At 29.4% G+C, this 21671-nt stretch carries 23 protein-coding genes; 8 read left to right on the top strand and 15 right to left on the bottom strand.

All coding sequences use genetic code 11. The annotated features are described in order from the left end of the window. The first annotated feature begins 1 nt into the window (after position 1). The 6 genes from priA to atpC all read left to right on the top strand — a co-directional run bounded on the left by priA (position 2) and on the right by atpC (position 6852). On the top strand, positions 2-1957 hold the full coding sequence (gene priA / locus ABXT63_RS06350; RefSeq protein WP_415320728.1) for a primosomal protein N': 1956 nt from the start codon (positions 2-4) through the stop codon (positions 1955-1957). A 109-nt stretch (positions 1958-2066) separates the two neighbouring features. Beyond that, positions 2067-2624: an ATP synthase F1 subunit delta gene (gene atpH, locus ABXT63_RS06345; protein WP_415320727.1), complete on the top strand. Its 558-nt coding sequence runs from the start codon at positions 2067-2069 to the stop codon at positions 2622-2624. Next, the gene (gene atpA / locus ABXT63_RS06340; protein ID WP_415320726.1) at positions 2625-4160 is read left to right on the top strand and encodes a F0F1 ATP synthase subunit alpha; all 1536 of its coding nucleotides are present in this window, start codon (positions 2625-2627) and stop codon (positions 4158-4160) included. Positions 4161-4163: 3 nt separating this feature from the next. Continuing rightward, positions 4164-5039, top strand: a complete 876-nt coding sequence (locus ABXT63_RS06335) for a F0F1 ATP synthase subunit gamma (protein ID WP_415320725.1) — start codon at positions 4164-4166, stop codon at positions 5037-5039. A gap of 2 nt (positions 5040-5041) precedes the next feature. Beyond that, complete coding sequence (atpD, locus tag ABXT63_RS06330; protein ID WP_415320724.1) at positions 5042-6460, top strand: F0F1 ATP synthase subunit beta; 1419 nt, start codon at positions 5042-5044, stop codon at positions 6458-6460. Further along, positions 6460-6852 (top strand): ATP synthase F1 subunit epsilon, encoded by a 393-nt coding sequence (gene atpC / locus ABXT63_RS06325; protein WP_415320723.1) that lies wholly within the window; start codon positions 6460-6462, stop codon positions 6850-6852. The genes atpD and atpC overlap by 1 nt, the downstream gene beginning before the upstream one ends. On the opposite strand, the gene ABXT63_RS06320 is transcribed toward atpC, so the two are convergent. The 12 genes from ABXT63_RS06320 to metX all read right to left on the bottom strand — a co-directional run bounded on the left by ABXT63_RS06320 (position 6845) and on the right by metX (position 15891). Then, positions 6845-7321 carry an RNA pyrophosphohydrolase gene (locus ABXT63_RS06320; RefSeq protein WP_415320722.1) on the bottom strand — a complete coding sequence of 159 codons (477 nt, stop codon included), beginning with the start codon at positions 7319-7321 and terminating at the stop codon, positions 6845-6847. The genes atpC and ABXT63_RS06320 overlap by 8 nt on opposite strands. Then, entirely contained in the window at positions 7322-8455 is a 1134-nt protein-coding gene (locus tag ABXT63_RS06315; protein WP_415320721.1) for a S41 family peptidase, read from the bottom strand. Between the two features lie 2 nt (positions 8456-8457). Continuing rightward, positions 8458-8808, bottom strand: coding sequence for a ribosome silencing factor (rsfS, locus tag ABXT63_RS06310; protein WP_415320720.1), 351 nt, complete (start codon positions 8806-8808; stop codon positions 8458-8460). Positions 8809-8825: 17 nt separating this feature from the next. After that, positions 8826-9368 carry a nicotinate (nicotinamide) nucleotide adenylyltransferase gene (gene nadD, locus ABXT63_RS06305; protein WP_415321972.1) on the bottom strand — a complete coding sequence of 181 codons (543 nt, stop codon included), beginning with the start codon at positions 9366-9368 and terminating at the stop codon, positions 8826-8828. Further along, positions 9349-10599: a glutamate-5-semialdehyde dehydrogenase gene (locus ABXT63_RS06300; RefSeq protein ID WP_415320719.1), complete on the bottom strand. Its 1251-nt coding sequence runs from the start codon at positions 10597-10599 to the stop codon at positions 9349-9351. The genes nadD and ABXT63_RS06300 overlap by 20 nt, the downstream gene beginning before the upstream one ends. A 1-nt stretch (position 10600) precedes the next feature. Next, on the bottom strand, positions 10601-11707 hold the full coding sequence (proB, locus tag ABXT63_RS06295; protein ID WP_415320718.1) for a glutamate 5-kinase: 1107 nt from the start codon (positions 11705-11707) through the stop codon (positions 10601-10603). Then, positions 11697-12680 carry an Obg family GTPase CgtA gene (gene cgtA / locus ABXT63_RS06290; RefSeq protein WP_415320717.1) on the bottom strand — a complete coding sequence of 328 codons (984 nt, stop codon included), beginning with the start codon at positions 12678-12680 and terminating at the stop codon, positions 11697-11699. The genes proB and cgtA overlap by 11 nt, the downstream gene beginning before the upstream one ends. A gap of 29 nt (positions 12681-12709) precedes the next feature. Next, positions 12710-12964, bottom strand: a complete 255-nt coding sequence (rpmA, locus tag ABXT63_RS06285) for a 50S ribosomal protein L27 (RefSeq protein WP_271525759.1) — start codon at positions 12962-12964, stop codon at positions 12710-12712. Between the two features lie 8 nt (positions 12965-12972). Continuing rightward, positions 12973-13389 (bottom strand): 50S ribosomal protein L21, encoded by a 417-nt coding sequence (gene rplU / locus ABXT63_RS06280; RefSeq protein ID WP_415320716.1) that lies wholly within the window; start codon positions 13387-13389, stop codon positions 12973-12975. A 64-nt stretch (positions 13390-13453) separates the two neighbouring features. Then, complete coding sequence (gene gloB / locus ABXT63_RS06275; protein ID WP_415320715.1) at positions 13454-14173, bottom strand: hydroxyacylglutathione hydrolase; 720 nt, start codon at positions 14171-14173, stop codon at positions 13454-13456. After that, positions 14174-14770, bottom strand: a complete 597-nt coding sequence (gene metW / locus ABXT63_RS06270; RefSeq protein WP_415320714.1) for a methionine biosynthesis protein MetW — start codon at positions 14768-14770, stop codon at positions 14174-14176. A 2-nt stretch (positions 14771-14772) separates the two neighbouring features. Next, complete coding sequence (gene metX / locus ABXT63_RS06265; protein WP_415320713.1) at positions 14773-15891, bottom strand: homoserine O-acetyltransferase MetX; 1119 nt, start codon at positions 15889-15891, stop codon at positions 14773-14775. A gap of 181 nt (positions 15892-16072) precedes the next feature. Here metX and hisC point away from each other — a divergent pair, with 181 nt between their 5' ends. After that, a complete protein-coding gene (gene hisC, locus ABXT63_RS06260; protein ID WP_415320712.1) occupies positions 16073-17155 on the top strand; it encodes a histidinol-phosphate transaminase in 1083 nt (360 codons plus the stop codon). Between the two features lie 2 nt (positions 17156-17157). Next, positions 17158-18054: a prephenate dehydrogenase gene (locus tag ABXT63_RS06255; RefSeq protein ID WP_415320711.1), complete on the top strand. Its 897-nt coding sequence runs from the start codon at positions 17158-17160 to the stop codon at positions 18052-18054. Here ABXT63_RS06255 and ABXT63_RS06250 read toward each other — a convergent pair. The 3 genes from ABXT63_RS06250 to ABXT63_RS06240 are packed head-to-tail and all read right to left on the bottom strand — an operon-like array spanning position 18051 to position 21611. Further along, positions 18051-18797: an NlpC/P60 family protein gene (locus tag ABXT63_RS06250; RefSeq protein WP_415320710.1), complete on the bottom strand. Its 747-nt coding sequence runs from the start codon at positions 18795-18797 to the stop codon at positions 18051-18053. The two genes, ABXT63_RS06255 and ABXT63_RS06250, sit on opposite strands and share 4 nt — an antisense overlap. After that, positions 18787-20163 (bottom strand): AmpG family muropeptide MFS transporter, encoded by a 1377-nt coding sequence (locus ABXT63_RS06245; protein ID WP_415320709.1) that lies wholly within the window; start codon positions 20161-20163, stop codon positions 18787-18789. Before ABXT63_RS06245 ends, ABXT63_RS06250 begins: the two co-directional genes overlap by 11 nt. Positions 20164-20165: 2 nt before the next feature. Continuing rightward, positions 20166-21611, bottom strand: a complete 1446-nt coding sequence (locus tag ABXT63_RS06240; RefSeq protein ID WP_415320708.1) for a TrkH family potassium uptake protein — start codon at positions 21609-21611, stop codon at positions 20166-20168. Positions 21612-21671 lie beyond the last annotated feature (60 nt).

Raw genomic sequence — 21671 nt, 5'->3', positions numbered from 1 at the left:
TATGAAAGTACCGATTCTTATACCCAATATTTTTAATCATCCATTTACCTATAATTCAGATTTAAATTTAAAGGTTGGAGACTATGTAGTAGTACCCTTTGGAAAGTCAGAAGTTACTGGAGTTGTATGGGATGATTTTGAAAAAAAAACAAACAAAAATTTTGCAATTAAAAAAGTTTTAAGAAAATTAGATGTTCCATCACTAAAGAAAAATACAATTAAATTCTTAAATTGGTTTTCTGAATACAATATGACCCCTAAAGGTATGGCATTAAAATTGTTATTATTAAGTAGTGGTGCCATAGAAAAGTTACCAATTGAAGCTTATGAGCCATTCAAAATTGACATCAAAGAAAATGAAATAAAACTTTCTAAAGAGCAAAAAGATTCATTAAAAAAAATGAATGTATTAAATCAAAAATTTAGAGTTCATGTTTTACAAGGCACTACAGGGTCTGGTAAAACGATGGTTTATTTTGAGGCCTTAAAAGAGATAATTAATAAGGGTTTTCAAGGGTTAATTCTATTACCAGAAATTGGATTAACAGGTCAATTTCAAAATAAATTTATAGAATTTTTTGGATTTAAGCCTGCTGTATGGCACTCAAGTATTACAAAAAAAAATAAAGAAATTATTTGGAGCGGAGTAGCAAATGATAAAATTAAAGTTGTAATTGGTGCTCGGTCCTCATTGTTTTTACCTTTTAAAAAACTAGGATTAATCATTGTTGATGAAGAGCACGATCAATCTTATAAACAAGACGAGGGAGTAACTTATAATGCGAGAGACATGGCAATTTCTAGAGCATCCTTTGAAAATATTCCAATCAATTTAATAACAGCTGTACCCTCTATTGAAACTTATGACAATATTAAAAAAGGCAAATATAGTTTATCAAAACTTGATCAAAGATATTTAAATGCATCTTTACCAAAATATGAAATAATTAATCTTAATAATTCAAAGTTAGAATCTCAATCTTGGATATCAAAAGAAACAATTGAGAAAGTAAAATTTCATCTTGAAAAAAAAGATCAAGTATTATTTTTTTTAAACAGAAGAGGATTTTCACCTCATGTATTATGTAAAAAATGTTTTACTAGTTATTCATGTCCAAATTGTTCAATAAATTTAGTTTATCACAAAAACAAACAAAATTTATTATGTCACTACTGTGGATACAAAGCTTTACTAAATAGAGACTGTTCCAAAGAAGGAAAATGTGATTTTATTTTTAGTGGGCCTGGAGTTGAAAGAATATCTGAAGAAGTAAAAAAAATTTTCCCCACTAAGGAAATAACAATATTTTCTAGCGATACAATGAATAAAAAAAGTTCAGCAGATGTTTTGGAAAAAATTATAAATAATAAAATTCAAATTTTAATTGGAACTCAATTAATTTCGAAAGGATTCCACTTTCCAAGTTTAAATTGTATTGTTGTTGTTGATATTGATTTATCATCACAAGGTCATGACCTACGGGGTGCAGAAAAGAATTTACAATTATATCATCAACTTTCAGGCAGAGCAGGGAGAACAGGAAAGCCAGCAACTGTTTATTTTCAAACTTATAATTTAGATACTAAAATGATAACAGACATTACAAATAAAGATCCTGATATTTTCTTAGATAAAGAACTTGAAATTAGAAGGGAAAACAATCTTCCACCGTTTCAGAGATTTATTGCTTTGATAATTACAGGCAGTAATGAAAGAGAGCTTGAAAAAGAAGCGTATAAGTTTAAAGTTTTTATAGAAAGTGCAGTCGCAGGTAGAGTTCTTGGCCCTGTTAATGCACCTATATTTAGATTAAAAAGAAAGTTCAGAGTAAGGCTTTTAATAAGAGGTCAAAAATCTTTAAAAGTTCAGAATTCGCTAGCCAAAATCATTGAAAAATTCAAATTTCCCACTGGAATGAAACTAACGGTTGATGTTGATCCAATAAACTTCAATTAACGGTCAAAATATAACACTTTTAGACAACGTGTGACTTGAAGAGAATAGGGTCATATGTTAATTAAAACTGAAATTTAATAAATCTTCAAATATTTATAAGGAATAAAAATTGAGCAAATATAAAGGTTTTTCTGAAACATCAGCTGGCAGATACTCTTTAGCACTTTATGAATTAGCCATAGAAGCTAATAATTTAAGTGAGACTGAAGTTCATTCTGCTTCAATTATTAATTTAATTGCTTCAAGTGATGATTTTAAATCTTTGATTAAAGATCCAACAAACAACAAAGAAGACCAATTGAATGCTCTAAGCCAAATTTCAAAACAATATAAATTAAATGAATTATTAACAAAATTTTTAAGTTTCTTAATATCTAAAAGAAGATTCTTTTACGTGGATAAAATTCTAAAAAGCTTTGTTGAGACATGTTCAATCAAAAGAGGTGAATTAAAAGCAGAATTAACTTCTGCAAAAGATCTTACTGAAAATGAGATTAACAACATAAAAGAAGAATTGACTAAAAACTTTAGTTCAAAAATAAAATTAAACTACAAACACGATGCAAGTTTAATTGGGGGTTTGATTGTGCAAGTTGGAAGCACAATGGTGGACACCTCCATTAAAAATAAATTACAACAAATCGAAAATAGGATGATAGAGGCATAAATGGATATAAACCCATCAGAAGTAACAAAGATATTAAAAGAACAAATTAAAAAATTTGGTGACAAGGCAGAAGTGACTGAAGTTGGTCAAGTTTTGTCAGTAGGAGATGGTATTGCTAGGGTATATGGATTAGATAACGTTCAAGCAGGAGAGATGGTAGAATTTTCTGACGGATCTAAAGGAATGGCTCTAAACTTAGAAAGCGAAAATGTTGGAGTTGTAATTTTTGGGGATGATAGAAAAATTAAAGAAGGTGATGTTGTTAAAAGAACAGGAAGTATTGTTGATACACCTGTTGGAAAAGAATTATTAGGAAGAGTTGTTGATGGATTAGGAAATCCAATTGATGGCAAGGGTGCTTTAGATAAAGCAACAAAAAGAAGTAGAGTTGAAGTAAAAGCTCCTGGAATCATTCCAAGACAATCTGTTAGCGAACCAATGCAAACAGGCTTAAAATCAATTGACAGTCTAGTTCCAGTTGGGAGAGGACAGCGTGAGCTAATTATTGGTGACAGGCAAACAGGAAAAACTGCAGTTGCCATTGATGCAATCATTAACCAGAAAAAAATAAATGAATCTGGCGATGAGAAGCAAAAACTTTACTGTATTTATGTCGCTATAGGTCAAAAAAGATCTACAGTTAGACAAATTCAAAAAACTTTAGAAGAAGCTGGTGCAATGGAATATACAACAATTGTAGCTGCTACTGCTTCAGATGCGGCACCACTTCAATTCTTAGCACCTTATACAGGCTGTACAATGGGTGAATTTTATAGAGACAATGGTATGCATTCATTAATCATTTATGACGATTTATCAAAACAGGCTGTAGCTTATAGACAGATGTCACTTTTATTAAGAAGACCTCCAGGAAGGGAAGCTTACCCAGGAGATGTATTTTATTTACATAGTAGATTGCTTGAAAGAGCTGCTAAGCTTAGTGATGAACATGGTGGAGGGTCATTAACTGCTCTTCCAATAATTGAAACACAAGGTGGAGACGTATCAGCGTTTATTCCAACTAACGTGATTTCAATTACAGATGGACAAATATTTCTTGAAACGGAATTATTTAACCAAGGAATTAGACCAGCGATTAACGTAGGTTTGTCAGTTTCTAGAGTTGGATCTGCAGCACAAACAAAAGCAATGAAAAAAGTTTCTGGTTCAATGAAACTTGAACTTGCTCAATATAGAGAAATGGCTGCCTTTGCCCAATTTGGATCCGATTTAGATGCATCAACACAAAAACTTTTAAATAGAGGTTCAAAATTAACTGAACTTTTAAAACAAAAACAATATTCACCAATGACAGTCGCTGAGCAAGTAATTTCAGTTTTCTGTGGAGTTAAAGGTTATTTGGATGATGTAGAACTTAAAGATATTGCTGAGTTCGAATCTAAGATTATTGAAAAATGTAAATCTGAAAAACCTGAAATTTTAGAATCTGTTTTAAGCTCAGGTAAGCTTGAAGAAGATACTGAAAAATTATTAGTTGAAACTATCATGGAACTTAAGAAGAACTTTAATTCTTAAAATATGGCAACACTAGACGACTTAAAAAAAAGAATAGCGAGTGTAAAGTCTACACAAAAAATTACCAAAGCCATGAAAATGGTTGCGGCAGCTAAACTTAAAAGAGCACAAGAAAATGCTGAAAAGGGGAGACCTTATTCTGAAAAGATGAATAATATTATTCTTAATTTATCTAGTGGTATTTCTGATAAGGAAAATGCACCTAAGTTACTTTCAGGAACAGGTGAAGAGAAAGTGCATTTATGCATTGTTTTGACATCTGATCGAGGTTTATGTGGAGGTTTTAATACAAATATTATTAAAAAAGCTAAGGCATATTTTAAAAAAATAGCTGATGAAGGAAAAACCTTAAAAATTATAACTGTAGGATCTAAGGGTTACGATCAATTAAAGAGAGTTTACATAGGTAATATAGTTGAAAGAATATCGTTTAAAGATTCAAAAACTATTAATTATTTAGATGCTGAAAAAGTAGGTAAGATGATAATTGATAATTTTGAAAAAAAAGAATTTGATGTGTGTACAATATTTTATAATAAATTTAAAAATGTAATTACTCAAATACCTCAAGAACAACAAATAATACCTTTAAAAACTCCTGAAGTAGAAAGCAATTCTTCTGATGATAATTATGAATTTGAACCAGACGAGGATGAGATTTTAAGTAACTTATTACCTAAAAACATATCTACACAGATTTTTAAAGCAATGTTAGAGAATTCAGCTAGCGAACAGGGTTCAAGAATGAGCGCAATGGACAGTGCAACTCGAAACGCGGGTGAAATGGTTGACAAGCTTACTATTGAGTATAATAGAAGTCGTCAAGCAGCTATTACAAAAGAACTAATTGAAATCATATCAGGAGCGGAAAGTTTATAATTATGAGCAAAGGAAAAATCACACAGATCATTGGCGCAGTAGTAGACGTAAAATTTGATGGAGAATTACCAGAAATTTTATCAGCATTAGAATGTAAAAATGGAGATAATAGATTAGTTTTAGAGGTTGCCCAACACCTTGGTGAATCAAGTGTTAGAACTATTGCAATGGATGCTACAGAAGGTTTAAAAAGAGGAGATGAAGTGACGGCAACAGGTGCTCCTATTCAAGTTCCAGTTGGACCAGAAACTTTAGGAAGAATTATAAATGTAATAGGTGAACCTATTGATGAAAAAGGTGAAGTTAAAACTAAGGAAAAATGGTCAATTCATAGAGCTGCACCAGAATTTAGTGATCAATCAACTGAAACAGAAATTCTTGTAACTGGAATTAAAGTTGTTGATCTATTAGCACCATATGCGAAAGGTGGAAAAATTGGCTTATTTGGAGGTGCGGGTGTTGGTAAAACAGTACTTATTATGGAATTAATTAATAACGTAGCAAAAGCACACGGTGGTTTCTCCGTGTTTGCTGGAGTTGGAGAAAGAACTAGAGAAGGAAATGATCTTTACCATGAAATGATAGACTCAGGAGTTATTAAACCTGAAGGACCAGGATCAAAAGCAGCACTAGTGTATGGACAAATGAATGAACCCCCAGGGGCTAGAGCAAGAGTTGCCCTAACAGGTTTAACAGTAGCTGAATATTTTAGGGATCAAGAAGGACAAGATGTACTTTTCTTTGTTGATAATATCTTTAGATTTACTCAAGCAGGTTCAGAAGTTTCTGCACTATTAGGAAGAATTCCCTCAGCTGTTGGATACCAGCCTACACTTGCAACAGATATGGGTAACCTTCAAGAAAGAATTACAACAACCAATAAAGGATCAATCACATCAGTGCAGGCGATTTATGTACCAGCAGATGACTTGACCGATCCAGCACCTGCTACATCTTTTGCCCACTTAGATGCCACAACTGTATTATCCAGACAAATAGCAGAAATTGGAATTTATCCAGCAGTAGATCCTTTAGATTCTACTTCTAGAATTTTAGATCCAAGAATAGTTGGAGACGAACATTATAGAGTTGCCAGAGAAGTACAAAAAATTCTTCAAACTTACAAATCACTCCAAGATATAATTGCAATTTTAGGAATGGATGAACTTTCTGAAGAAGATAAACTAAAAGTGGCTAGAGCTCGTAAAATACAAAGATTCTTATCACAACCTTTCTTTGTTGCAGAAGTCTTTACTGGTTCGCCAGGAAAATTAGTAGATTTAGAATCTACAATCAAAGGTTTTGCTGCAATATGTAATGGTGAATACGATCATTTACCTGAAGCTGCATTTTATATGGTGGGTACAATTGAGGAAGCTGTAGAAAAAGCTGAAAAAATGGCGAAAGATGCTGCTGCATAATGAGTGAAGAGTTTAAAATAGAAATAGTAAACCCTGAAAAATCTTTTCTTTCAAAAGAAGATGTAACAGAAGTTGTTGTACCTGCTTTTGAAGGAGAAATGGGGATTTTAAAAGATCATATCTCAACTATTTCATTCTTAAAACCTGGCATAATTAAAATCTTTTCTAAATCTGGAGAAGAAAATTATTATGTTGAAGATGGAATAGTTGAATTTAAGAATAACAATTTATCAGTACTAACAAGCTCTATTTTTGATATCAAGGATTTAGATAAAGATAAGATCAGTGAACTGCTCACTCAAGCAGAAGAATATTCAAAACATACTGAAATTACAGATCAAAATAAGTATTTAGTTGATCAAAAAATTGATGTGTTAAAAACTCTTAATTAAGAATCTCTTTTACTTTTTTTTTAACATCCTCATATACGTGTAATTTAAAGTCCACAACTAGGTCAGTAATTTTTTCAAGATTAATCCACTTCCATTCACAAAATTCTGGATTTTTAGTTTTAATATCAATTTCAGTATCTTGCCCCAAAAACCTGACCACAAACCATTTTTGTTCCTGCCCTCTATATTTACCTTTCCAAATAATTCCTAATAAGTTCTTTGGTAGCTCGTAAGAAATTAACCCATCTAGTTCTTTAATTAGATCTACATTCTTGATACTAGTTTCTTCTTCTAGCTCTCTATAAGCAGCAGTTAAATAATCCTCACCTTTATCAACGCCACCCTGAGGCATTTGCCAGAAATTTTTTTGATTATCTATTCTTTTTGCAACAAATACTTCATTTTTTTTATTTAATACGACAATTCCAACTCCACTTCTAAGAGGTAAATCTATATTCTTATTTGTCACTTATCCGTTGAGTAATTTTAAAGCAAAATTTAATTGATTATCTGTTTCAGAATTAAATTTAAAATTCTCTGAACTTTCTATTACCTCTATATCGGGTGTTACACCCACTTCTGAAATAGATTTGCCAGATGGAAGATAATATTTTGCAATTGTTAATCTAATAGCACCTCTATTCTCTAAAGGAATTATGGATTGTACAGAACCCTTTCCATAACTGTTTTCCCCAAGTATAATAGCTCTTTTATGATCTTTCAACGCACCAGCTACTATTTCTGACGCTGACGCTGACCCATAATTAATAAGTACAATTAATATTTTGCCATTTGTTATATCACCTTTTTTAGCAAACCATTTTCTGTTCTCTGAAACTTTTCGGCTTTTAGTTGATACAATTTCACCATTTTCTAAAAAGAAGTCAGAGATTCTAATTGCCTGAGAAAGTAAACCACCAGGGTTATTTCGTAAATCTAAAATATATCCTTTGAGATCTTTATTTTTGTTTAATTTATTAACCTTTTCTTTAATTTGCTTACTACTATTTTCGTTAAATGAAGTGAGTCTAATATAACCAACATTATTATCTATAAGCTCAGATTTAACTGATTGAACTTGAATAATTTCTCTTGTTATATTAAAAATTAACGATTTTTTGACACCACGTCTTCTAACTGTTATTTCAATACTTGATCCAACAGCTCCTCTCATTAAATCTACAGCATCCATTAATGATTTCCCCTGTACCTGCACATTATTAATTTTGACGATATAATCACCAGCTTTTATTCCAGCTTTTGAGGCTGGAGTATTATCAATTGGAGAGATTACCTTTACAACACCGGCTTCCATACCAACTTCAATGCCAAGTCCCCCAAATTTGCCACTAGTTTCAGTTTGCATGCCTTCAAAACTTTCAGGCGTCATGTAAGCTGAATAGGGGTCTAGAGATTGTAACAATCCATTTATTGCAGCGTCCATACTTTTAGATTGATCTACTTCATCAACATATTCTTTATTAATTTTTTCAAGAACTTCACCAAATAAGTCTATTTTTTTATATAAATCTGAATTTTCAGATAAGCTTTTTTCAAAAATAAATAAAGAAATAATAAAAAAAAGAAGTAACTTTTTTATCATACTTATATCATCACTTTTTCTTTAGGAATGAGTTCAGACCATATTTTCTCAAGTTCATAAAATTTTCGTTTATCAGGATTAAATATGTGAACAATCAAATCAATGCCATCAACTAACTTCCAATCTAAACTCTCTTTCCCCTCTATCTTGGAGTTCTTAACTCCATTAGTTCTTAATTTTTCTAATACCTGTTCTGATAAAGCTTGAATATGTCTTGAAGAAGTTCCACTTGCTATGATCATATAGTCTGCCATAGAACTTTTATTCTTGAGATCAATTGAAATTATGTCTAAGGCTTTGTTGGCGTCTAGAGTATCTAATATGATACTTTTTAGATTTGTATTTTTTTTCATTAATTAAATAAACCATATCAAACTTTTCTTAATTGAGAAGATGAAATATTAACTTTATTAAAATTAACAAAAATTAAGCTTTTTTTATTTGTGCCACTAAATGTCACTGAGTTTAATGACTTAGTTTTATACCCCTGACGGTCAAATACTAGAATATTACATTTTTTTATAATAGATTTCCATTTAAACCATTTGTGAAAATTTATGAGATTGTCTGCACCCATAATAAAATAAATTTCATTCTTTTCTTTTTTACTTAAATACTCAATTAAATCGATTGTTCTATTAGAGTTTATTTTTTCTTCATAAAATTTTACTTTGATATAATTATTTTTGCCTATTAGTTTTTTGGCAAATTGTATTCTGCTCCTTAGGTTTGATTTACTTTCACTTTTAAAGGGGTTTTTTTTGGTAATTGCCCAAACAACATTCTTTAGCCCAAATATTTTTTTTGCTTGTTTTGATATTTCCAAATGTCCTTTATGTGCTGGATCAAATGTGCCACCTAAAATACCAATTTTTATTTTTCCAGAGTTCAATTTATTTTCTAATTTGACCATTGCTAACAATCTCATATTTATAAGAAATAAGTTGATTTAAACCTACAGGACCTCTTGGTGGAAGAGTGTTTGTTGAAATACCAACCTCTCCACCAAACCCAAACTCTCCACCATCAGCAAACTGTGTTGATGTATTATGCATGGCTATTGAGCTTTTAACATTTTTTAAAAATTTTTTAGCAGTCTTTTTATTTTTAGTAATTATAGAGTCTGTGTGCATAGTTCCATATTTGTTGATATGGTTGATTGCCTCTTCACAATTTTTTACAGTCTTGACAGACACCGCTGCTGCTAAGTATTCGGTAGACCAGTCTTTTTCTTTGGCAGTAAAAATTTTACCTTTATAATGTTTAGTTAAAAAAAGATCACCAAATATTTTACACTTATTTTTTTCAAGTTTTTTTAAAATAGGATTACAAAATTTTTTAACTATTTTTTCATGAAGTAAAATTGTTTCAGTAGCACCACATATACTGGTATTTCTTAATTTAGCATTATAGATGATGTTGATAGCCATTTTTAGTTCTGCATCTTTATCAACAAAAGTGTGACACAGACCTTCTAAATGTCCAATAATAGGTACAGCTGAAAACTCTTGAACTTTTTTTACTAAATTTTTTCCACCACGAGGTATAATCACATCAATATAATCTTTCATTTTTAAAAGCATAAAATCAACCATTTTTCTATCTTTAGAATTTACAAATTGTATGAAATTTTCATTAACTTTATTTGCTTTGAGAGCTTTTCGAAATAACTTAGCTAAAATTTTATTAGTATTTATCGCCTCTGACCCACCTTTTAAAATTACAGCATTTCCAGACTTAAAACATAAGCTAGCAACATCAGAAGTAACATTAGGTCTACTTTCATATATAACTCCAATAACCCCAATAGGTATAGATACTCTTTTAATTTTTAATCCATTGGGTCTACTCCATTTTTCAAGAATATTATCAACAGGGTCTTTTAGTTTAATAATTTTATTTATTGAATTTTTTATAATATCTAATTTTTTATGATCAATAGTTAGTCTATCAATTAAATTATTCTTTAAACCATTTTTTTGAGCAAATTTTATATCTATTGCGTTTGCTTTAATTATAGAATTTCTCTCATTTTCTAACAACAAGGTGTATCTTTTTAGAATTTTATTTTTTACAGTAGTAGTAACTTTTTCAAGAGATGCTTTTCTTGCATTTTGACCTATTAATCTCATATATTTACTCATTTTATACCTCTACTATATCATCTTTATGAATTACTTCTGATTTAGAAATATATCCTAGTAATTTTTCTATCTCTTTTGAGTGGTGACCCATAATTTTTTCTATTTCATTCGATGAAAAAGAGCTAAGTCCTCTTGCACATTCGTAATTATTTTTATCTAAAACTTTGATGTGGTCACCTTTGCTAAAACGGCCAGATACTTTTTTTATTCCTGCTGCCAATAAGCTTTTACCATTTGAAAGTGCCTGTTTTGCACCGTCATCAATAATGAGCGCGCCCTTAGGTGAAATAGAGCTAATAATCCATTTCTTTCTAGCAGCCAATTTTGAAACTTTAGGTAAAAACCATGTGCAATTATTCTCTTCAGTTATTTTTTTAATGGGTCGGCTTAATAATCCATTTGCTATTACCATTTGGCATCCTGATAATTGACAGATTTTTGCAGCATCTATTTTAGTCTTCATACCACCTGTTCCATGCTCACTAATACTTTTAGTGGCTATTTTTTCTATATCTTTATCTATATTTTTAATTTCTTTTATTAATTTTGCATTTTTATATATTTTTGGATTGTGCGTATAAAGACCATCTACATCAGAAAGCAATATAAGTGAGTCTGCGCCTGATATTTGTGCAACACGAGATGCTAATCTGTCATTGTCACCATACTTAATCTCTGAAGTAGTAATAGTATCATTTTCATTAACTATTGGCACAAAGCCTAGTTTAAATAAGTTATCAAAAGTTCTTTTTGCATTAAGGGCTCTTCTTCTTTGTTCTGTGTCTTCCAAAGTGAGAAGAATTTGAGAAATATTAATTTTCAATTTAACAAATATTTCTGAGAATAAATTCATTAATTCAATTTGCCCAATAGATGCAACAGCCTGGCTTTTATCAATCTTAAGGTTTTTTTTGCTAATATTTAGTTTTTTGCAGCCCATTGCTATTGCTCCTGAGCTTACAATGATAATTTTTTTATTCTGTTTTATTAATTCCTGAATATCCTTAGCAAATTCACTTAGCCATTTTTTTCTTACTTTTTTTTTGTCATCTATTAACAAAGATGAGCCAATTTTAATAACAATTATTTTAGAATTTTTAAGATACATAAGAGAGTAATTTAGCTTTAATTTTGGATATTGAGCCTTTTTCTAATGTTGAGAGTGTAACCACCTGAGAATCTTTATTTTTAGAAAAATTCTTTAAAATTTCTTTCACTTCTTCTTCCTCTAATAAGTCTGTCTTATTTAATACAATTATTTCTTTTTTTTCTAGTAAATCTTTACTGTAACTCCCTAGCTCATTTCGAACCTGTTTATAAGTATTTTCAAGGTCTTCATCAGTAATATCTATTAAATGCATTAAAGTTTTACATCTTTCTATGTGTTTTAAAAATTGAATACCAAGACCTACACCTTCATGTGCGCCCTCAACTAATCCAGGAATATCAGCTAGAGTGATTTCCTTATCATCATAACTTGCAACACCAAGATTTGGATTTAGTGTTGTAAATTTATAGTTTGCAATTTTAGGCATCGCATTTGTAATAGCAGCCAGTAAACTTGATTTACCAGCGTTAGGTAATCCAACAATACCAACATCAGCAATAGTTTTTAATTGAAGCCAAATTACATACTCTTCACCTATTGCACCTTTAGTAAATTTTTTTGGAGCTCTATTAGTGGAACTTTTAAATCTAGTGTTTCCAAGACCACCTTTACCACCATTAGCTACAATAAATTCTTCACCCTCTTTTTTAAAATCATAAATTAAAGTTTTATTATCTTCTTCAAAAACTTGTGTACCTATTGGAACTTTTAAAAATAAATTTTCTCCACCATGACCTGTACGATTTTGTCCAGAACCATTTACACCTCTTCCTGCTTTATGGTGTTGTTGAAATCTATAATCGATAAGAGTATTTAAGTTTCTTTCTGATCTTAGGAATATGGTACCACCTTTACCTCCATCACCACCGTCAGGTCCACCGTATTCAATAAATTTTTCTCTACGAAAACTAGGAGAACCATGCCCACCATTGCCGGCCTTTACATAAATTTTTACTTGATCTAGAAACTTCATATTACAACTGTTAGTTTTTAGTTGTACTACTAATTGGGTTTTACGGAAACGAATGTTCTATCTAATCTACCTTTTTTAAATACTACTTTTCCTTCAACAACAGAAAAAATTGAATGATCTTTTCCCATGCCCACATTTTCACCAGGAAAAATTTTAGTTCCTCTTTGTCTAACAATTATGTTTCCAGGAATCACTACTTCACCACCATATTTCTTAACACCAAGTCTACGACCAGCACTATCTCGTCCGTTTCTCGATGATCCACCTGCTTTTTTTGTAGCCATAATATAATCTATTTATTAACTGCTTCAGCTTCTACTTTAGCTTCAACCTTTTCAATTTTTTTAGTTGGTTTAACCATTTTTTCTGCTTCAGATAAAATTTTACCATCTTTAGAAAATATTTTACTAATTCTTATTAATGAATATTGCTGTCTATGACCATTCTTTCTTCTAGAATTTTGTCTTCGTCTTTTTTTGAAAATTAATATTGTTCTATTTTTTCCATTTTCAACAAGGTCAGCTTCAACTTTCGCACCTTCAACCGTTGGTGACCCAACTTCAATATTTTTATCATCTCCGTAGGCTAAAATTTCTTTAAATTCTATCTTAGTTTCAAGCTTAGAATCCTCTAATTTTTCAATTTTAAGGATTTCTCCAGCCTTTACTTTGTACTGTTTTCCACCTGTTTGTATGATTGCGTATGACATTGTTTAATCTAATTTTTATAACAGCAATATAGTCGGGAGCCTATTATAGTCAAGTCCGAATAAGCTAGAAATTGTCCTTTAAATCCCTCAATTTTGAAAAGGTTTCTAAATTGTTCGACCTAAGGAAAATATTACACTCTAATTCATCTTTGATGGTAGATGGAATAGTCGAAAGGCCAGCTTTTAATTTTATTTTTATATCATTTATTTTAGTTTTAAGATTTTTGTTATCATCATCGTGAACTATACAAAAATTTGAATTTTGTAGCGTATATTCATGACCACAAAAAACTTTTGTATCTGCTGGTAATTTTTTTAGTTTCATCAGGGAATCAAACATCTGGGCATTTGTTCCTTCAAATATTTTTCCACAACCTAAAGAAAAAAGAGTATCTCCAGTAAAAACTGATTCATCTTTGTAAAAATAAAAACATATATGGCCAAGTGTATGTCCTGGAACATGTATTATTTTTGCTTCAAAGTTTTTATGTAACCAAGTTTCTTGATCATTTACTAGGATATCTATTCCTGGAATTCTTTCCTTGTCTCCCTTATATCCAATAACACTTGCTCCATATTTTTCTTTTAACTTTTGATTTCCCCCCACATGGTCATAATGATGATGTGTATTTAATATAAATTTTAATTTAATTTGGGTATTTTCCAAATATTTAATAATAGGATCAGCTTCACTAGGGTCAACCACGCAAGCAATATTATTTTCTTCATCAATTATTAAATAAGAATAATTATCTTGCAGGCAGGGTATTATTTGAATCTTCATTTATTTTTCAATTAAAAAAATTCCTAGCTCAGCTGATAAATTTTTTATATTAAGATTTGCCTCATTAATAAAAGATATTTTTTCATTGTGAAGAGCCAATGCTTTATCTAAAATAATACTTCTTTCATTACAGAATTTATAAAAATCTTTAATCGTACACATGTGTAGATTGGGAGTATTGTACCATTCATCAGGTAAATTTTTTGTAATTGGCATTGTTCCTTTGACTAACAAGTGGAGTCTTACCTTCCAAAAACCAAAATTTGGCACAGTAACAATCGCTTTTTTCCCTATTCTTAATAGCTCCTGAATAACTATTTCTGGATTTAGGAAAGCCTGAAGTGTTTGGCTTAATATTACAAAATCAAAAGACCTATCAGGAAATTGATAAAGGTCTTTTTCGGCATCTCCCTCAATTACGGTTAGGCCTTTGCTTACACATTTTTGTGAGTTATCTTTGGAAATCTCAATCCCCCTTATGTCTATTTCTTTATTTTTTTGTAAAAACTCCATCAACGTTCCATCTCCACAACCAACATCTAAAACTCTTGTATTTTTTTCAATAAAATCTGAAATTATTTTAAACTCTTGCTTCATCTTTAATTTTTTAAATAGGAATTATTAATATAATCTTTCAAAGTATTTAAAAACTCAGGAATATCTAGAAGAAATGAATTGTGCCCTTTATCTGACTCAATTTCAACAAAAGCAACATCAGCACCTATGGCATTTAAAGCTATAACAATTTCTTTATTTTCAGAAGTTGGGTAAAGCCAGTCTGAAGTAAATGATATAACAAGAAATTTGGTTTTAGTTTTTTCAAAGGCTTTTGATAAATTTCCATTATATTCTTTGGTTAAATCAAAATAATCCATAGCCCTTGTAATATATAAATAACTATTCGCATCAAACCTATCTACGAATACACTTCCTTGGTGCCTTAAATAACTTTCTATTTGAAAATCAGCATCAAAACTAAATTTTAAATCATCTCTTTCTTGTAATTTTCTTCCAAATTTTTCTTGTAAACCATTTTTAGATAAATAGGTTATATGAGCAGCCATTCTTGCAACAGATAAACCTTTATCAGGGTTTTTATTTTGATTTGCATAGTCTCCATTCAGCCAATTTGAATCAGCCATTATGGATTGTCTACCAAGTTCATTAAAAGCAATATTTTGTGCTGAATGACTTGAAGTACAAGCAATTGGAATTGCTATTTTTGCTTTGTCAGGAAAATTGCTTACAAATTGAAGAACTTGCATGCCACCCATAGATCCACCCATAACTGCAAATAATTTTTCAATTTTAAAAAAATCTAAGAGATTGTGCTGTGCGTTTACCATATCATTTATTGTAATAATGGGGAAGGTTGTTCCATAAACTTTATTTGTTTCAGCGTTAGTGTTACTAGGACCAAAAGAACCTAAACACCCACCAATTACATTTGCACAAATTATAAAATACTTATTTGTATCAATAGCCTTACCTGAGCCAACAGCATAAGACCACCAACCATCTTTTTTAGTTATTGGATTTATTCCAGATACAAACTGATCACCAGTTAAGGCATGAAAGACTAAAATAGCATTATCTTTTTTTTCATTAAGAGAACCATAGGTTTCATAAGCTAAAGGGAAATTGTTAATACTCTGGCCACAATCTAACTTTAATGATTTATTAATTATTAAACTTTTTATGTTTATACTTTTATTCATAAATATTAGCTAAATTTGAATTTTGAGAGAAAAAACATATTTAGCGGTTTTTTTGAAGCGCTCGCAATTTTGTTAAATCAGCGCAGTTTTTTTGTACTAGATAGTATTTCTTATGTCAAATTTTTTTAAAAATGACTTATTCTATATGAAAATTTAATATTTTATTTATAAGATTAATAAAATGACAGTTCCAAAGTTTAAAAAATTTAGAATAAAAGCTTATAAGCCAGGAAAATCTAAAATTGGTAAAGCTAAGAATATTACAAAATTATCAGCAAATGAGTCAGCATTAGGAGTTAGCCCGAAAGTAAAAAGAGTTTTAAATAACAAAAATCTGATTCTATCTAAATATCCAGACAGTAAAGCGCTAGTTTTAAGAAAAGAAATTTCAAAAAGATTTAATTGTGATTTTAATAAGATTATTTGTGGTGCAGGGTCAGATGAGATTATTCAGATGATTTGCCAGTTATATTTAAAACCATCAGATGAAGTAATTGTACCTCAATATAGCTTTCTAATGTACAGAATTTATGCACAAATCGTTGGAGCAAAAGTTGTTTTTTCAAAAGAAAAAAATTTTAAAGTTTCAGTGGCAGAGATAGTTAAAAAAATTACAAAAAAAACAAAAATAGTTTTTATTGCTAATCCAAATAATCCAACTGGTACTTTTTTAGATAAATCAGAATTATTAGAACTAAGAAAAAAATTAAAAAAAAATATTCTATTAGTTCTAGATGATGCATATTTTGAGTATATGAAACACAAAGATTATAGATCAAGTTTAGATCTATTTAAAAACAAAGATAATGTAGTTGTAATAAGAACTTTTTCAAAAATTTATGGTTTAGCTTCTTTAAGGGTTGGTTGGGGCTATGCTTCAAAAAAAATTATTAATTCAATGAATATAATCAAACCACCATTTAATGTAAATCAACTAGCGCAAATTGCGGCAACAGAAGCTTTAAAAGATAGAAATTTTATTAAACAATCTGTGAAGCATAATATTATAGAGGCAAATAAAGTTAAAAATATTTTAGAAAAACTAAACATTTTTTCAAATGAGGTGACGGCTAATTTTTTATTACTAAATTTTGATAAATGTAAATTTTCAGCTAATTATGTTTTTAACAAACTACAATCAAAAGGAATTATATTAAGATCTACAGAAGATGGGTATAATATTAAAAACAAATTAAGATTAACAATTGGATCCAAAAAAGAAAATATAAAACTTTTAGCAGCAATTAAGGTTATAATTAATTAATTATGAAAAATATTTTAATTATAGGATGTGGTTTAATTGGTTCTTCATTATTAAGGTCAATAATAGATAAAAAAATAGGTAAAAAAATATTTATTTATGAAAAATCAAAATCAAATATTTTAAAAATTAAAAAATTAAAATTGCCATGTGAAGTTACAAATGACTTAAAAAATATCATCCCTAATTTAGATTTGATAATATTTTGCACACCATTAGGAGAATATGAAAAAATAATTTTAAAAATAAATAAGTATCTACTACCTAAAACAATCATCACAGATGTTGGGTCTTCTAAAGAAAAGTCTATGGATTTAATTAAAAAAAGATTAAAAAAAGAAATTTTTTGGACATCAAGCCATCCTATTGCAGGATCAGAAGTTAGTGGCCCCGAACATGGGTTAAAAAATTTGTTTCTTAATAAATGGTGCATATTAATAAAAGAAAAAAATACTAACAGGAAACACCTTAATATACTGACTAAGTTTTGGAAAAAAATGGGTTCCAGAGTAGCAATTATGGATTCAAAGAAACATGACACTGTCTTTTCTATGACAAGTCATTTACCTCACTTAATTGCATATAACTTAGTTAAAACAGCAACAGACTTTGAAAAACAAAAAAGATACGAATTAATTAAATTTAGTGCGGGTGGTTTGAGAGATTTTTCAAGAATTGCCGCATCTAATGAAATTATGTGGAGAGATATATTTTTTAATAATCAAAAAAATATTTCAAAAGTTATTGATTTATTTATAAAAAATTTATACGCATTTAAAAAAGATATTCAATCTAAAAATAATAAATCTATTATTAAGAAATTAGTTAATACTAAAAAAGTTAGAAAAAAAATAATTAAATTGAAACAAGATATCAATAAACCAGATTTTGGTAGAAGTTAATATTTAATAGAAGATACTTTTTTTACTATTAACTTTGCCGTTCTTTTAATTCTATCTATTGTTTCTGTTATAGGCATAATTAAAACTTTTTTCTCTGGACCATATGCATGAATTAATTTTTTAGAATTAATACAAATAGCAACATGACCTTTCCAAAATATAACGTCACCTTTTTTAAATATTTTTCTTTTAATATCTTTTACTGAGTATTTTATTTGGTCTTTTGTATCTCTTGGATAAAACTTATTATTATAATAATATAATAATTGTAAAATAGCTGAGCAATCTATTCCCTTATAAGTTTTGCCACCCCAAAAATATTTAGTTTTTAAAAATAATTTTAGTACTTTTAAATAATTGTTTTCAATGTAACTAATTTTTTTTATATTATTTTTTTTAATCCATTTATTTTTTTCAAATTCTATAAATTTTTTATTTTCTTGAATTACAGAAATTCTTGAAGCAAAGGGTAAAAAATATTTTATCTTATTACTCGATTTATTAAAAATACTAGCTTTTAAAATACACACTTTATGAGTTGGTTTATGATCATTTGTATAATTTTTATTTTTTATGTAACCAATATAATTATCAAATGACACTTTTATTTTTATCCAATTTTTATTTTTAGATAAAATTTTAAATTTTTCACCATATAAAATTTGAGAAGTAATCTCTGAAACTATAGAGGGTTTCTTATAAATATTTGATAGTGGCTTTTTATAAAAATGATTATTTTTCACGAAGTTTTAATTTATCTTTAATAAACCATAAGCAAATTAAAGAAGGGATTACCATAATAGCTGTTAAGATAAAAAATACCCCCCAATCACCATTTAACCAATCTACTAAAGCCCCAGATGATGATGCGAGTGTAGTTCTGCCTGCAGTTCCTATAGAAGCTAGTAATGCATATTGAGTTGCGGTATATGTTCTGTCCACGAGTAAGGAAATAAAGGCTACAAATGCGACTGTTGCAAAAGCTGCTGCAATATCGTCAAATATGACTGCTACAGCAAATAATAGCTCAGATTTGTCGCTCCATGCCAAGACGGTAAATAATAGGTTTGTTGCAGCCATTAATACCCCTGCAAGAAACATTGCTTTCAAAACTCCAGACCTAATTACAAAAAGCCCACCTAATAATGTAAAGATAACTGTAGTTATCCATCCTAAAGTTTTTGAGTAAATTGCAATATCACCTTTAGAGAATCCTATTTCTTTATAAAAAACTATAGACATGCGCCCAAGAAAAGCTTCACCAATCTTAAATAAAAAAATAAAGCTTAAAATTCCGACTGCAACTGAAAATCCATTTTTTTTAAAAAAACTTAATATAGGACCACCTAATGTACTGCTTATCCAGGCCATAAAATTAGTTATAATATTTTTTGATCCAAGCTTACTTTCTATAAGTTTGTCAGTTTCTTTTTGCTTAAGTTGTCTATCAGTAGAAAGGGGCTCGTGAACAAACATTAAGCCTACATTCATCAAAATTACTACAACTCCTAAAATTAAAAATGTAATTTGCCAGTAATTGGTAACACCGATATTCTGCAAATATTCTGCTGTAAACAAAGCTATTACACCACCTAATTTATAACCACTCCACCACCCAACAACAGCCATCGCAGCACCAGCTGCCATTGATTTGTTTTCATGCTCACCAATCTGTTCAATCCTTAAAGCATCTACAGTAATATCCTGTGTAGCTGAAGCTATAGCAATAATTAAACCAACTGTAATTAGTAGAGCAAGATTTTCGGTGGGATTGATAAAACTCCAAGTAACAAGACAAGTTAAAATTGCAATTTGCATTAAAACTATCCAACCCCTTCTATGACCAAGTTTTTTTGTTAGATAGGGTATTTGAAGTCTGTCAACAAGAGGTGCCCACAAATAGTTAAAAGCATAAACAGCAAATATTAATCCTGCCCAACCAATTGTTGATCTGCTTAAACCCTCTTCTTTTAGCCACAAACTTAAACTGCTTCCAATTAGAACCCATGGAAAACCAGAGATAGCACCTAGTAACAATATTCTAAGCATTCTTTTATCAAAGTAGACTGAAAAAGTTTCTGAGAGTGATTGCTTTTTAATTTCAATCATAATTAATTTCTCCAAAATGAAGGTAGAAACAATACTAGTATAGCAAACAATTCCAATCTACCCAATATCATTCCAAGACTCAAGATCCACTTAGACATCTCTGGTAAACTAGAAAAATTACCACTAGGGCCAATTGTAGAACCTAATCCTGGTCCAACATTTGAAATTGAAGTTGCAGCACCAGAAATCGAAGTAACAAAATCCAAACCACTTAAAGATAATAATGCAGTTATTACAAAAAATATAACCAAGTAAAGAAAAATGAAAGAAATAATAGAAGCCATAAATTTATCATCCACACTATTTTTGTCATATTTAATTATAAACACTCCTCTTGGATAAATAATTTTTTTTAACTGATTAACAATAAATAAATATAAAATTTGAATTCTAAAAATTTTAATTCCACAGGTTGTTGAACCAGCACATCCACCAACGAACATCAGAGTTAAAAAGAAAATTAATGGAAAATTTCCCCATCCATCAAACTCTCCAGTGACATATCCCGTACCAGTTAAAATAGAAATAACATTAAAAAAAATTGCCCTTATATTGATTTGTGAAAAATCTTTATTTTGAAAAAATGAATAAATAAAAAGTAGAATAATTGAAAAAATGATTATCTTAATAAATGATATAATCTGAACATCCGAAATAAATATTTTTTTATTACCGTTTAAAAATTTTATATAGGCAATAAAAGGTAAACTACCCAGTATGATAAAAATCATTGATGATATTTCTATAGATGGGCTATTAAAATATCCTATGGACTCATTATAGTTTGAAAAGCCACCTGTAGCTATTGTAGTCATGGAGTGCGTTATACTATCAAAAATATTCATACCAAAAATTTTATAAGTAACAGCACAAAGTGTTGTTAAAGTTAAATAAACATAAATTAATCTAAGAGATATTTCTTTAGATTTTGGTAATAATTTTTCAGAAGAGTCGTTGCTTGAAATTTTAAATAACTGCATTCCCCCAACATTCATTATTGGCATTAGAGTTATTGCCATTACAATAATACCAATTCCACCTAACCATTGAAGCATAGCCCTCCATAAAAGTATTGATCTAGGGGCACTCTCCAAGCTTGAAATAATTGTAGATCCAGTGGTGGTAATACCAGACATGCTTTCAAAAAAAGAATCTGTAATAGATAACTCAAGAGCAGAAAAAATAAAAGGTAAAGAACCAAATATTGCAATGCTTAACCATGACAGAGCCGTTAACAAGAAAGCTTGTTGTAAATTTAATTTTTTATCATGGTTTAAATTTGTTAAAAAAAATAAAACACCAAATATTATTGAAATTATTGAAGATCCTATAAAAGAAGAATCCATTTCCAAATAAATAAGCTGGATTAAAATTGGAATCATCATGGAGATTCCAAGAATAATTTGTAAAATACCTAAGGTAAAAAAAACAGTTTTATAATTAGACATTTTGAAAGAACATTATTTTATGGTAAATAAATTTCAACTCTATAAGAGTTAATAATAACA

The organism is Candidatus Pelagibacter sp. Uisw_092 (genome assembly GCF_047729545.1).
Lineage (GTDB): Bacteria > Pseudomonadota > Alphaproteobacteria > Pelagibacterales > Pelagibacteraceae > Pelagibacter.
This window is presented reverse-complemented; position numbering and strand designations above follow the sequence as displayed.